Below are 13270 nucleotides of genomic sequence, written 5' to 3' on the forward strand. Positions count from 1 at the left end.
TTTCAGGAGGCAATGCCATGAACAAGCTGACCAAAGCACTCTCTACCGCCGCGTTGATCGGTGCCTTCGCGACCCCGATGCACGCCTCGGCGCAGTGGTGGGGTCCGGGATATCACGCCCCGAGTTACGGCCCCTACTACGGTCCCGCGTACGGGTACGGCCCTGGCTGGGGTCGCGGGGTGGGAGACTGGTTCGGCCTCGGCGACATGTTCGGCGACTTCGACTTCAGCATGCGCGGTCGCGGACACGGGTACGGCAGCGGGCACGGATACGGCGACTACTACGGCCGCCACTACGGGCACTACTACCCACGTTATGGGTACGCCCGGTACTACTATCCAGCCCCCTACCACGGTTTACCCTGGGGGCTGCAACAGCAGCAGGCCGAAGATCCGGTCGATCAGGACGACTGATCGCGCCTTCCGGCCGTGCACCAACCGGCCCGGTCTGCCCAGGGCAGGCCGGGCCCGAAACGTTGCTGCTTCCCGCCTTTCGCACCTGGACCCGCACCCCTCAAACGCTCGTTGTGTGGCGCAAATCGCAACGTGACCGAGCCGAACGGCGCGCGTTCACAACCCACACATCGCCGTCTGGCCGGACCTCGTCTAGCCCGGCTTGCAGGCCAGTCCGTACTCGAACGTATGGATCTTGACCCCCTCGGGAAACGCCGCCTTCAGGCGCCGTTCGAACTCGGCGTAGATCTCGGCCTTGTGCTGTTGCACGTCCCAGTCGCGGCTGTCGCAATCAACCCCTTCGACGTCCAGCTCCATGTTGAACTCCACATCCGGGGCCATTTGTACGCGGATTCTCGGCATGTCGATTCTCCTTTCGGTTCGGGGTGCCCTACAGAACAGGCACGAGCAGCAGCGCCATGATGTTGATGACCTTGATCAGCGGGTTGATCGCGGGACCCGAGGTGTCCTTGTAGGGGTCGCCGACCGTGTCGCCGGTCACCGCGGCATGGTGGGCCTCGGACCCCTTGCCGCCGTGATTGCCGTCCTCGATGTACTTCTTCGCGTTGTCCCACGCCCCGCCACCGGCGGTCTGGGAGATCGCCACGAACAACCCGGTGACGATCGTCCCGATCAGCAGCCCCCCCAGGGCCTCGGTGCCCAGGAAGACGCCCACGAGCACCGGCACCAGCACCGGCAGCAGCGAAGGCACGATCATTTCGCGGATCGCGGCGCTGGTGAGCATGTCCACCGCCCGGGTGTAGTCCGGCTTGGTGGTGCCCTCCATGATCCCGCTGATCTCGCGGAACTGACGCCGCACCTCGTTCACGATGCCGGAGGCAGCCCGGCCCACCGACTCCATGGTCATCGACGCGAACAGGTAAGGGACCAGGCCACCGATAAACAGGCCCACGATCACGTTCGGATTGCTCAGTTCGAAATTCGGCGCGCTTCCGGTATGCAGGAGCAGCTCATGGGTGTAATCCGCGAACAGCACCAGCGCCGCGAGTCCGGCTGACCCAATCGCGTAGCCCTTGGTCACCGCCTTGGTCGTGTTGCCCACCGAGTCCAGCGCATCGGTCGTCTCGCGCACCTCGGACGGCAGATCCGCCATCTCCGCGATACCACCGGCGTTATCCGTGATCGGACCGTAGGCATCCATCGCCACGATGATCCCGGTCATCGACAACATCGTGGTGGCGGCGATGGCGATGCCATACAAGCCGCCAAAGGCATACGCCACCAGGATGGCGGCGCATACCGCCAGGACCGGGGCCGCGGTGGCCTTCATCGACAACGCCAGGCCGGCAATGATGTTGGTCGCGTGACCGGTAGTAGAGGCCTCGGCCAGGTGCCGCACCGGTCGGAACGCCGTGGAGGTGTAGTAGTCCGTCACGACCATGATGACCCCGGTAAGCGCCAGCCCCACCAGGGCTGCGCCATACAGGCGCAACGCCGCACCCTCCTCGATGCCCATGCTGCTGGCCAGTGCGGTGTCCGGGACCAGGATCAGGGTAATGGGCAGGAAGGCCACGGCCGCGAGGCCACCGGAGACCATCAGGCCCTTGTAGAGCCCCTTGATGATCTCGGAACCCTGGCGCGCCTTGACGGCGAACGTGCCGATGATCGAGGCCAGGATCGCGCCGCCACCCAGCACCAGCGGATACACGGCCGCCATCAGCCCGAGTTCGGGAATCAACAGTGTGCCGAGAATCATGGTCGCGATAATCGTGACCGCGTAAGTCTCGAACAGGTCCGCCGCCATCCCGGCGCAGTCACCGACGTTGTCACCGACATTGTCGGCGATCACCGCGGGGTTGCGCGGATCATCCTCGGGGATACCGGCCTCGACCTTCCCGACCAGGTCCGCACCCACATCGGCTCCCTTGGTGAAGATGCCGCCGCCCACACGCGCGAAGATGGAGATCAGCGATCCCCCGAGCGCCAGCCCGACCAACGGCGCAAGCCCGACATCACCCCCCTCGGGCGTAAACCACCACAACACCGCGAAGTACCCCGCGACGCCCAGCAACCCGAGCCCGACCACCAGCAGGCCGGTCACCGCACCGCCACGGAAGGCCACGTCCATCGCCGCTTCCAGACTCGACTTGGCGGCGGCCGCCGTGCGTACATTCGCGCGCACCGCCACGTGCATGCCGATGAATCCGGCCGCCCCCGAGAGCACGGCGCCGATCAGAAAACCCATCGCGGATCCGATCCCGATCACCAGCCACAAACCCACGAACAGGACGACCCCAACCGCCGCAATCGTGGTGTACTGCCGCTTCATGTAGGCCGAAGCACCTTCCTGGATCGCGCGGGCAATGCGGCGCATCTCCTCGGTGCCCTCCGATCGCGATAGCACCCAGCGGATGGAAAACAGACCATAGGCGAGCGCGGCAACGCCACACAGCAGCGCAAACACGAGGCCGAAAAATGGCATGGACATGGACTCCCCCCTTCGATACGTGGTGACACAAAAGATCCGGCGCACCTGGCACCCGTGACGGCCGGCAGACAGGCTGTCGGCACGACACGGCCGCCCGGCGCAATCCCGGGCATCCGGTTTGTGCTGCGAGGTCGCGCCTCCACGCGACCTGTCGAGGCGCGCGGCTTCCGCTAGCGCGGGCGTGCAGCCTCGACAAACGTATCGGGGGATGGTGGATCGGGCTGGAAAACTCCGGTGGCCGGACCGCAAAAACCCCTTGCAATGCTAGGGAACCTACGTGGTGCCTTACCATGAGTCAAGCGGTGCTTCAACCGTGGCTGGGGTCGCGCACAACCCGTCGGCACCCGGAATGCCGTTCCCGGTGACCGGATCGGGGCGATCAGGGGGTGTTCTTCGTTCCGGCGATCAGGGACCAGGACCGCCGCGGCCCGGCACGCCGGATACGATGCGGGCACGGGCACGGATACGCCCGCGAGGAAATCGCGTAAAATCCAACGCGTTCAATTCGACGCAAGCCCCACACAGGCCATCCAATGACCAGTGCCCAACCAGCCCACAACGACTGTTACTTCTGCCGCGTTGCCGCCGGACTGGCTGACCCCATCATTTACGAGAACCGCTCGTTCGTCGCCCTGTTCGATACCAATCCGGTCAATCCGGGGCATGCACTCGTCATCCCCAGGCGACATGTCGTCTCCCTGTTCGATCTCGACGAAACCGAGCAGTCGGATTACTTCGATGCCATTTACGGCGTCCGTCCGGTCATCGAATCCACCGACCTCACCGCGCTTTATCGCGAGATGCTGACCCGCGACTACCTGCGCGAGCGACCGAAGGACCACATCGAAGGCGTCCTGGAACTGCCCTTCCTCGGGAACCGGCCCGACGCCTACACCATTGGCAACAACGACGGCCGGGCAGCGGGGCGGAGCATCGACCACCTGCATGTCATCCTCCTGCCACGTTACAAGGGCGACGTCGAAGACCCCCGCGGCGGCATCCGCAACGTCATCCCCGATCGGGCGAAATACCACCGGTAACCGGACCCACGGGCTCCCCGGGCCCCGGCATGGCCGCAATTGCATGGTCTTCGGTCCCGTCTTAATGTGTCCGGATCATCTCCGATGACCATGGCGGCACGATGACGCGCACTCAGGCCCTCCACGGAAGCATTCCCCGGCTACTGGCACTATTGGCCGCCCTGTGCCTGCCAATGGCACCCGCCACGGCAGAGGATGACCCGGGCGCGCGGATTGCAGGCGAAGGCAATGATCGTGGTGCAACCGCGTGTATCCAGTGCCATGGCGCACAGGGTCAGGGCCAGGGACAACCTCCATTCCCGCGCCTGGCAGGACTGCCCGAGGCCTACCTGGTCGAGCAGATGAAAGCCTACCGGGAAGGCCTGCGCCCGAATGCCACCATGGCGCAGATCGCGCAGCATCTCGACGATGACGAAATCGGAGCCGTAAGCCGCCACTACGCAGAGATGGAGCCCGCCGGGGGCCCGTACCGGGTGCCCGACGAGCTGGTCGAAAAAGGGCGCGAGATTGCCCTTGAGGGCATTCCGGATCGCAACGTCCAGTCCTGCGCCTCCTGCCATGGCGAGCACGGGCGCGAACGCAACCCCGGCCTTCCGCCCCTGGCCGGTCACCCGCCGCGCTACCTGATGGCCCAGCTCCAGGCCTACGCCCATGGCGTGCGCGAGACCTCGCTGGCCGGCCTGATGGAGGGCATCATCCAGGAGATGGAAGAAGACGAAATGGCCGCGGTCTCGGCCTATTTCGCGTCGCTGTCCGCCCGCGAGGACTAGCGAGCCCGACAGCGATTCGGTCGGTTCGGTCGGTTCGGTCGGTTCGGTCGGGTACAGGGAAACACCGCATGGCGCCCATCGTCACTCCAGGGTTCGATCGTGACGCCCCCCATATTAAAAACAGTCGGGCGTGCCTGGTCGCTGTCCGCCCTCACCCACCAGCCAGGCAGCGTCCGGGGATGCCTCGACCTCCTGAAGGCGCGCCGCCGCACCAAACGCGAGAGGCGCGCGTCCACCGGGATATCATCCGTCCAATCCTGGATGCGGAGCACCATGGTGCCATCCGCGTTCCGGATCGAGTTGCCATCGATCTCGAGCGGCTCCAATAGGGCGGGATCATCTCCCGCTGACGCCTCCTCCGGGGGCTCACCTTCGTCCCGCGGCGTGCAGCCGCGGGCCACGATCCATGCACGAACGGTGACGCAAGCAACCCGGTGCGCCCACCACGCGCCGGGGCCCGGGCGCAAGTCCGCCGCACTCTCCGCTCTTTTCCACGGCTCGCCCGATCCCGCCTCGGGCCCCCCCTCGACGCGCACGGCCTGCCAGTCAATCCAAGGCATTCCCGCCTCTCCCCGGTCCGGGATTTGCGCGACGCCGGCACGTCCCCGGACATGCCCGCCGCCCCGGCAGGTGCGAAAAGGCCGCACAACCGCTATCGTCTACCCGCGGGACAGGAAATCCCGTGGCCGCACCCAACATCGCGCGGCCCGTATCGCAAGGACAGGAGGACTGCATGCCAGGGAAATGGATCGTGGGCGGGCTTGCCGTGGCCGCCGCCGGGATCGGCTATTACCACTACGAGGTACACCAGGTCGAGCAAAAGCTCGAAGAGATGGCCGAGGCGCTGCAGCCCCTCGGTCGGCTGCACTACACGGACGTCCGCATTGGCCTGAAGGGCAACCTGCATGTCGACGGGCTGTTGTTCGAACCCCGCAACTCGGCCATCGGCCGCATGCGCGCCGACCGCATCACGCTGGAAGCCGGCAACCTGTGGCAGCTCGCCCGACTGCGGCAAACGCTGGACGCTCGCCGTCTCCCGCGACAGCTCGGCTTTTCCGTACAGGGCCTGACTCCGCCGGCCGGCCTCGCCACTGGCAGACAGGGCGATATGCCGGCCCTGTGGCTCGACACCGCCGGCTGCGGGCACTACGAGGGCGCCCCGCCGGATCAGCTGATGGCATCACTGGGGTATCGCGACATCCCGCTGGACTTCAGCATGCGCTACCACCTCGAGGATCGCCACGACCGCCTGACCATCCACAGCACGCTCGGCATGGGCCCCCTGGGTCAGGGCGTCTCCAGCGGTCACTTCGAACTCCAGACGGCCTCGAACCGGGCGCGCGATGTCGCCCCGGCACTGATGACCGCCTCGCTGCAGTCCCTGACCGTCGACTACGAAGACCGGGGCTACTACCCGGCCCTGATGGAGCTGTGCGCCGCCGAAATGGACATGACCCGCGAGGACTACATCGAGCATCATCAGGCCGCCTGGCTCGAATCCTGGCGCGCCTTCGGGCTGCAGCCGGGGCCCGGCATGGTCGAGGCCTACGAACACTTCATCCAGGAACCCTCGGGCTACTCCCTGCGCATCGGGCCAATCGACAACCCCGCCCTGCTCTGGACCACTCTCGACCACCCTGGCCAGTGGCTGCGTCGGGTCGAATCCAGCCTTGCCGTCGGAGGGCGAAATTTCGGCCGCCTCGAACTGCGCGCCGTCGCACCCAGGGCGCCCCGCTCGCCGTCCACACCCGCCGGTCCCCGGGCCCTGGCACCCGCGCCCGGCACGCCGGCTCCGTCCGCGTCGCCGCCCCCGGCGCCCGCCATTGCCGTCGATGCGCTGGACGATCACGTCGGCCGTTCCCTCCGGATCACCCTGGCCGACGGTCGCGCCCGACACGGAGAGTTGCTGACCGTCGAGGACCGTCACATCCGTGTACGCCGGCGCATCGGCAGCGGCTACATCGACGCACCCATCGCGATCGGCGATATCGCCGACATCCGTGCGATGCGATGAGCCGCACCTCGCGCAGCGGCAAGCGGGCCGTGCACGAAGGTGCACATGAAGCAGCCTTTCCCTGGGCGCCAACACGGGCGAGGTCTTCGGGCGGCGGCCAGTCCAGTGCGGCGCGCCAGCACCGCACCCAGGACAGTACGTCAGTCCGGCGCCCCGTCACCCGGCTTTCCGGCCCGCTACCCGGCGGCGCTATTCAACCGCCCGTGCAGTGGTTCGCAAAGGCAAAGGCATCGTTCATGGTCCACTGGGCCTGCGGCGTGTTCGCCATTCGCTCGCACCAGGCCGGCGTTCCCACGGTCCCCGATGGTTCGGCCTCGACGGGTGTGGGATCCGCATCCTGCCCCATCAGGAGATCCAGCGCCGCCACGCGCTCATCGTCCATGAACGCCTCCACGTTGTTCCCCAACGCGAGCATCCCGTCGAGTACCGCCTGCCCTTGCCCGGGGTCCCGCATCATCAGGCTCTCGAGTTGCTGTGCCACCCGGTCGGTCGCGCGATCGAACCGCATCCCGGCGGCCTCGAGCCTGTCCGAGTTCACCAGCAGCGCTTCCACCTCCTGATCCAGCACGGCCCGGTCCGCGGGCTCGAGGGGTGCCAAGTGCGCCTCCGCCCATACGATCATCGCGTCCATCTGGGCGATCGTCCGGGCCGTATACTCGCCCGCCAGGCGACTTCCCAGTTCATCGGCCGCCGACTGGCTGTCAATGGCCTCAACCCCGTCGCCGATCTCCTCAAACAACACGGCCTGGTCGTGGAGGTTTTGCACCAGCCGTCCCTCGAGCATCCTGGCATCCAACGCCAAGGGCTCGGAGGCGTCGGGTACGGCCTCCATTTCGGTGTCTGCCGAGGGTTCTGTGCCGCAGCCCGATGGCACCAACACCATCAGCGCGACGAGCGCTAACCATCTGGAGGTATTCATGATTTCAGCCCTCCGCATCAGGGGCTGTCGGACGACGGCTGGGAGCGAAAGGGGCCACCGTCCGGCGGGCAATCCACAGGCAGACAGCCCGTAGATCCGGGAAACGCGGATCCGGCATGGGCGACCCCAGCGTTCCAGGTCACGCGCGCGATCCGTCCAGAACACTCCGCACAGAATGAGTATAGATCCGCCGTGCCGGTATGTAGCCCGGGTCCCGCCACGGGCCGCTGACGGATCGGGCCTGGATGTATCGCGAAAACGTTCGGGCAATGCCGGCCAACGGGGCATCGGAGTCTGACGCCGATGCCCCGCGATCTTCTCTCGGGCAGCTCAGTCGTGGACGATGATGCGCGCACCGGCAGGGTCGATATCCACACGAGAGCTCGAATATTCGCAGGCGTCCGCGATCTCGTTCAGCTCAGGCATGTCGTTGAGCTCAGCCAGTTTCCGCAACAGGCCGCCTTCGCAGTCGCATTGCATCCCCTTGTCCGGGTCAGGGGTGCACTCGAACTCGCTTCCGTTCACCGTCCAATTCATGCCGACTGGCATCTTCAGGATCACCGGCTCTTCGTGCCGCACCTGGAACTTCACCCGATCCGCGTTCTGTCCGTCCTGCCAGTCCACGGTCGGGAAGTTATCACTGGCCATCATCTCGCTCCTTCCTTTCGACTGTCCCGCTCAGTGTTACGAGCTCGAAACGCAACGTACGAGGCGCCTTCCGGACCTTGCTTCGATGCCAGGTCGCTTCCGCAAGGTCCTTGCGCCCTGAAGATTCGCCGGCCCGCCTCGGGCAGACCGGCCAGAAAACCACGGGCGTACCCTTCTACGCCGCAATGATAGGCCGATGCCAGGCGGGCGTCCGTGCGGTGTCCAACACTGGGAGCATCGTGGGTGTCTTCATTGGGTCTTTCTCATTGGGTCGTTGGGTCGGGTCTTGCAGCCGCCCCCCCCGAACCCCGAACCCCGATCGCTCAGATCAATCATAATCATCGGTGTCCCCTGTCCGGGAGAAGCGCATGCTTCGCCTCGCTGCTGTGTTGTTGGGCCTCGTGCTGCTTGCCGGCTACATCGGCGCCCAAAGTTGGGAGGCAACACGCGTGCTCCAGGACATCGAGGCCGGTGCGGGACCGAGCACGCTGAAGGACCGTACGCCCGAGCCCGCGCGCGAGACGCTGACGCTCGAGACGGACGGGGGCGACATCGCGGCGGACCTCTACCACCCCCGACAGGATGTAGGGGCCCGCATCGTCCTCGTGCCGGGCTTCACGCCGCAGGGCAAGGACGACCGCCGGCTGGTGCAACTTGCCAATACGCTGGCGCGGGCACGCTTCCTCGTGCTGGTGCCCGACCTGCAGGGCACGAAAGACCTCAGGGTCCGCCACGAGGATGCCTCTGCCATCCGTGATGCCGCTGCCCTTCTGGCCCGTCTGGAGGTGGAGCGCGCAGCCGATGAACAGGACGTCGGCGTCGCCGCGATCTCGTATGCCGTGGGCCTGGCGGTCCTGGCGACGCTGACACCGGAGGGGGAGGACGCCATCGACTTCCTGGTCGGGATCGGCGGCTACTACGACACCGAGAACGTGATCACCTTCTCCACCACCGGGGCCTACCGGGAGCCCGGATCGGACCGCTGGCAGATGCGGACTCCCGACCCGCTGGCGAAGTGGATCTTCCTGCGCGGTAATCTGCACATGCTCGATAACCGCGAGGATCGCGAGATCCTCGACGAGATTGCCCACCGGCGCATGGCCGATCCCAACGCGCCCATCACCGACGTGGCCGACGATCTTGGGGACGCGGGGCGAAGCCTGTTGGCATTAATCCTGAACGATGACCAGGAGCGCGTGCCGAAACTCCTGGAGGATCTGCCGGCCAGCGCCCGGGAGGCCATCGAGATGCTGTCCCTGGCCGACCGTGACCTCTCGCACCTTTCCAGGGGTGCCATCCTGATCCACGGGCGCGCCGACGCCATGATCCCCCACACCGAAAGCGAGCGCCTCGCCCGTGCCATCGGCGAGACCGACCTGCACCTGATCCATGGCTTTTCCCACATCGATCCCCAAGGCGTGGGGTTCATCGGCCAGTGGCAGCTTGTCCGCGCGGTGATGGACCTGATCGCGCGGCGATCAAATTGACTCTGTGGATATTAACCAGGCCCGCCATCGTTATCGTCCTGTCAACTCGAGGGGTCCACGCGAAGTCGGGGTCACACTTTGCCTTTCGCCCGCCAAAATCGGGCCTGCCAAATCCGAAGGTAGACCCCATTTTCGTCGCATTACTGGATAGCCTTCGTTCCGCGGCATTCGGGGTATCGCGTGCATCCCCAGAACTCCCGACCTGCCCGGCTACCGCGGCGGGCTTTGCGCTTCGCCATCGCGCTGCCGCATTGGGGACAAGCAGGCTCGGCGTGGCGCTCACGAAGCTGCTGCACGTGGTTACGGTGTGTCTGTCGCGACGGGGCTAATCGCTGGCCCTGCAAACGTTCAACCAGGGTCCGCACCTCGTCGTCATTCCATGCCGCCGTGCGAAACGACCGAATGTAGCCCAGCAATCCAAGCCCTCGAACCACGTTCTCCGGCATCGGCGTCTTGAAGGTGCTGCCACCAACGAACACCACGACCGAATGAACGTGCTCCGCCGTCACCTGCAGCGAATCGGCCACCGCCCGTTCATGCCGGTAGTTCTGGCGCAACGGATTCTGGAAACGAAATGATCGGCGATAGATCCGCTGTGTCCACTGCGGCTCACGCGCACTGCCGGAAATCCAGCCCCGCATGTTCTTCGTCTCGATGACGAATATCCCGGACCGCGAAACCAGCACGTGATCGATCTGGGTCGTGCCTTCTCCCGTCTCAAGCGTAACGTCGTGAACCACGCGACCGGACTTACCGTCCAGGCCAACCGCCAGGATCAGGCGGATCCAGACCTCACCCAGCCACCCCTTCACCTTCGGCAGTCGGGCGACCGCAACTAGCGCAGCCAGTAACCAGGCCCACCAGAACTGCAAAGCGGCGTTCAGGAAGATCTCGCCCGGTTTGATATCCATCGCGCCTTCCTTTCCGTACCTTCGGTACCTTTTCCCACTTAGACCCCACCGCCGTTCCGTCCAGGACGACGCCTCGGCTTTCCAGTCATGGTATGAAAACCCATTTCCCTATCAAGGCTATACTTCGCTCAACCGGGCGACGAACGGAAGCAGCGACGGGGAAAACAATGCGTACAACAAACACCTTCAAAGCGACACGTAACCACGCGAGACACGCCAGAGCCCTAGTGGCCTTGCTGCCTGCGACCATGCTGATTGCAGGCTGCATCACCCCTGTCGCGCCCGAATCGGTCTACCGGCTCACATCCGATCCCGAGGGGGCCGAGATCTACGTAGGCACCTCGCCCGATCAGCTCGGCTACTACGTGACCACCCCGTTTGAGCGCCGCACTTCGCAATCATTGAATTGGTCGCAGCGGTACTTTCAGGCACGCAAGGACGGGTACGAAGATTCGGAGATCCACCTGCAGCCGACCTTCCTGATGGGGCACCCCATCAACATTCACTTCGACCTCGAACCCACCGTTACCCGTTCGGACTTCGAAACCTACCGGAAGCGCGATTCGGTCGAAGCGTACTACGAGTTCCTCGAGCGCTACCCCGACCCGCCCTTCGTCGACGAAGTATTCGAACGCCTGGTCGAGCGGATCTCCGAGCGCCCTGACGCTGCGGCGCAATACCGCGAGCTGCTCGAAACGTACCCCGACGCGGCCCCCCACGTCATGAACCACCAGCTTGCCGAGCTGGAATCGCGCACCCGCCCCGAATCCGACGCGACTGCCGAATCCGCCGCCCAAGCCCCCGGCACCGGCACCGGCGACGACCCGACCGCCGCCGATACGACCACGGCCGACCTGAACGACGCGCCGACTGCCGAGGACGCGCACGCGCACGCGGACCAGGCCCCGGCCAGGACAGAACCTGACCAGCAGAACGAGCAACGCACCGCCACAGAGGCACCCAGCGCAAGCGAGGCGACAACCGGCGGAAACTTCGAGGCCGACCTTCTGGATGGCTTCTGGATCACCCAGATCCCCATCCATTCCGGCCGCACCGGCGAATACGCCGGCTACGACCACATATGGGAAATGCGGTTCTTAAGGGGCCGTCCCAACCACAACGACAACCCGGTATGGCGCACCCAGCCAGGCGCGGAAGGGAGAGTGTGGTTTACGCGCAAGTACTTCCAGCTGGGGGCCGTGCGTGGAGAACCCGCTACCGGCGTCTACGACTGGTGGTACGACGGCGACCTCGTCCGCGTAGGCCACGTCTCGACCGGTGCCGCACGCTTCACCATCGACCCAGCCGACATGTCCCAGATTCTGGGCAGCGAAAAATACTATCCGCTGGAACGCGGCCAACAGGTGGACTGCAACCTCGGTGTTGGCGTCTGGCGAGAGGGTAGCTATAGAGTTGACCGATGCCGGCTAATGAACAGCCTTTAGCCAGACCAAGCGTTGTACGTCGGAGTAAGATCCTGCCTCTTCCCCGGCAACGTTCGCCCGGGGCCAAAGGCAAGGTCCGACCCCTTTTTCTCGTGCACTTTCTGTCTTGACGCTGGGGTCCACTTCAGTCTGACCTTGTCTCATCCAGGACACTCTGGCGACTCCACAAACATTCGACCCGAAACGCCGATACCTTTGATAAAGCGCCGGCCGCGATCCATCGCTGCCTTCCGCTCCGTTCGCGTCCGGCACGCTTCCACGTTCCCGGATACGCTGCTGGATGGAGGTGAAATCGGACCCCTCGGGCGTGTCCGCCACCCCCGCCCGTACCGGGTTCAGATCCACGTAGCTCATGCAGGTCAGCACGGCCGGATCATCCAGTAGCGCCTGGCTCTTGTAGCGGCCCTCTCAGAAGCGGCCCTTGCACCCATCTTCCGCGTTCGCCCGTCGCGCCAGATGCTCGTTCAGGCTGCGCATGAACCGCGAAAGGTCCTGCAAGCGCTCCCGCCACAGGGCGATCTGCGCCTGCTCGCGCTCGGCCACCGTGCCTGTCTGCCCCGCCCTGTACCGCGCCACCAGCAGCGGCAACGCAAACAAGCGCTCCCAGCGCTGCATCACCTCATCTTCGCTCCAGGACGCCGCCCGGTCCGAGTCGAGCCGCAGAACCAGATGATAGTGGTTCGACATCACCGCATAAGCGCACACATCCACCGCGAACACGCCCTGAAGCGCGCGCAGCCGCTCCAGCACCCAGCCGCGCCGGTGCTCGTAGTTCTTGCCCGAATAGAAATTCTCGCCACACAGGAACGCGCGGCGAACACAACGACAAATGCAGTGGTAGTACGGCGTCGCCTCGATCGAGACGAGCTCCTTCCTGGCTCGCGTCATCAGGACCCTCCTTGGTCCATGCAATCATCCCAAAACCTAGCCCGACCGCCCCAGACCGTCAAGAAGATCATGGGTGTCCTCTTCTTCCGGTCTCTCTTCTTCGTCATCGGACGGGCCTTCCTCTCGCGCATCGCAATCGGAAGCCAGCGTACGGAATCGCTGCGGTATCGACGTGATGTCAGAGCTCTCGGGCGTGTCCGCCACCCGCGTACGCCCGCGGTTCAGATCCACGTTGCTGCGGACCCAT

General features: G+C 65.3%; 11 protein-coding genes and 1 pseudogene. 6 read left to right on the forward strand and 6 right to left on the reverse strand.

What is annotated here, in order from left to right; all coding sequences use genetic code 11:
* The first annotated feature begins 17 nt into the window (after positions 1-17).
* Positions 18-413 carry a sulfur globule family protein gene (locus tag F817_RS0102710; protein ID WP_024326205.1) on the forward strand — a complete coding sequence of 132 codons (396 nt, stop codon included), beginning with the start codon at positions 18-20 and terminating at the stop codon, positions 411-413.
* 192 nt (positions 414-605) lie between these two features.
* Here F817_RS0102710 and F817_RS0102715 read toward each other — a convergent pair whose 3' ends face one another.
* On the reverse strand, positions 606-794 hold the full coding sequence (locus F817_RS0102715; RefSeq protein ID WP_024326206.1) for a hypothetical protein: 189 nt from the start codon (positions 792-794) through the stop codon (positions 606-608).
* Between the two features lie 49 nt (positions 795-843).
* Positions 844-2901, reverse strand: a complete 2058-nt coding sequence (locus F817_RS0102720) for a sodium-translocating pyrophosphatase (protein ID WP_024326207.1) — start codon at positions 2899-2901, stop codon at positions 844-846.
* A gap of 533 nt (positions 2902-3434) precedes the next feature.
* On the opposite strand from F817_RS0102720, the gene F817_RS0102725 reads away from it, so the two are divergent.
* The 3 genes from F817_RS0102725 (at position 3435) to F817_RS0102740 (ending at position 6725) form a co-directional block, all read left to right on the forward strand.
* Positions 3435-3941: an HIT family protein gene (locus tag F817_RS0102725; protein ID WP_024326208.1), complete on the forward strand. Its 507-nt coding sequence runs from the start codon at positions 3435-3437 to the stop codon at positions 3939-3941.
* Positions 3942-4042: 101 nt separating this feature from the next.
* The gene (locus F817_RS0102730; protein ID WP_024326209.1) at positions 4043-4711 is read left to right on the forward strand and encodes a c-type cytochrome; all 669 of its coding nucleotides are present in this window, start codon (positions 4043-4045) and stop codon (positions 4709-4711) included.
* Positions 4712-5444: 733 nt separating this feature from the next.
* Positions 5445-6725 (forward strand): hypothetical protein, encoded by a 1281-nt coding sequence (locus F817_RS0102740; RefSeq protein ID WP_024326210.1) that lies wholly within the window; start codon positions 5445-5447, stop codon positions 6723-6725.
* 193 nt (positions 6726-6918) lie between these two features.
* Here F817_RS0102740 and F817_RS0102745 read toward each other — a convergent pair whose 3' ends face one another.
* Both F817_RS0102745 and F817_RS0102750 read right to left on the reverse strand, forming a co-directional pair.
* Positions 6919-7644, reverse strand: a complete 726-nt coding sequence (locus tag F817_RS0102745; RefSeq protein ID WP_024326211.1) for a DUF3012 domain-containing protein — start codon at positions 7642-7644, stop codon at positions 6919-6921.
* Between the two features lie 330 nt (positions 7645-7974).
* Positions 7975-8295 carry a hypothetical protein gene (locus tag F817_RS0102750; RefSeq protein WP_024326212.1) on the reverse strand — a complete coding sequence of 107 codons (321 nt, stop codon included), beginning with the start codon at positions 8293-8295 and terminating at the stop codon, positions 7975-7977.
* A 365-nt stretch (positions 8296-8660) separates the two neighbouring features.
* On the opposite strand from F817_RS0102750, the gene F817_RS0102755 reads away from it, so the two are divergent.
* The gene (locus F817_RS0102755; protein ID WP_024326213.1) at positions 8661-9779 is read left to right on the forward strand and encodes a S9 family peptidase; all 1119 of its coding nucleotides are present in this window, start codon (positions 8661-8663) and stop codon (positions 9777-9779) included.
* Positions 9780-9919: 140 nt separating this feature from the next.
* On the opposite strand, the gene F817_RS0102760 is transcribed toward F817_RS0102755, so the two are convergent.
* A complete protein-coding gene (locus F817_RS0102760) occupies positions 9920-10690 on the reverse strand; it encodes a nuclease-related domain-containing protein (RefSeq protein ID WP_024326214.1) in 771 nt (256 codons plus the stop codon).
* Between the two features lie 227 nt (positions 10691-10917).
* Between F817_RS0102760 and F817_RS13855 the strand changes: the two genes are divergently transcribed.
* Complete coding sequence (locus tag F817_RS13855; protein ID WP_024326215.1) at positions 10918-12135, forward strand: hypothetical protein; 1218 nt, start codon at positions 10918-10920, stop codon at positions 12133-12135.
* Positions 12136-12336: 201 nt separating this feature from the next.
* Here F817_RS13855 and F817_RS13680 read toward each other — a convergent pair.
* A pseudogene (locus F817_RS13680) lies at positions 12337-13023 on the reverse strand (transposase); the annotation flags it as partial.
* Between the last annotated feature and the right edge of the window lie 247 nt (positions 13024-13270).

Source organism: Thioalkalivibrio sp. AKL19 (assembly GCF_000420165.1).
Lineage (GTDB): Bacteria > Pseudomonadota > Gammaproteobacteria > Ectothiorhodospirales > Ectothiorhodospiraceae > Thioalkalivibrio.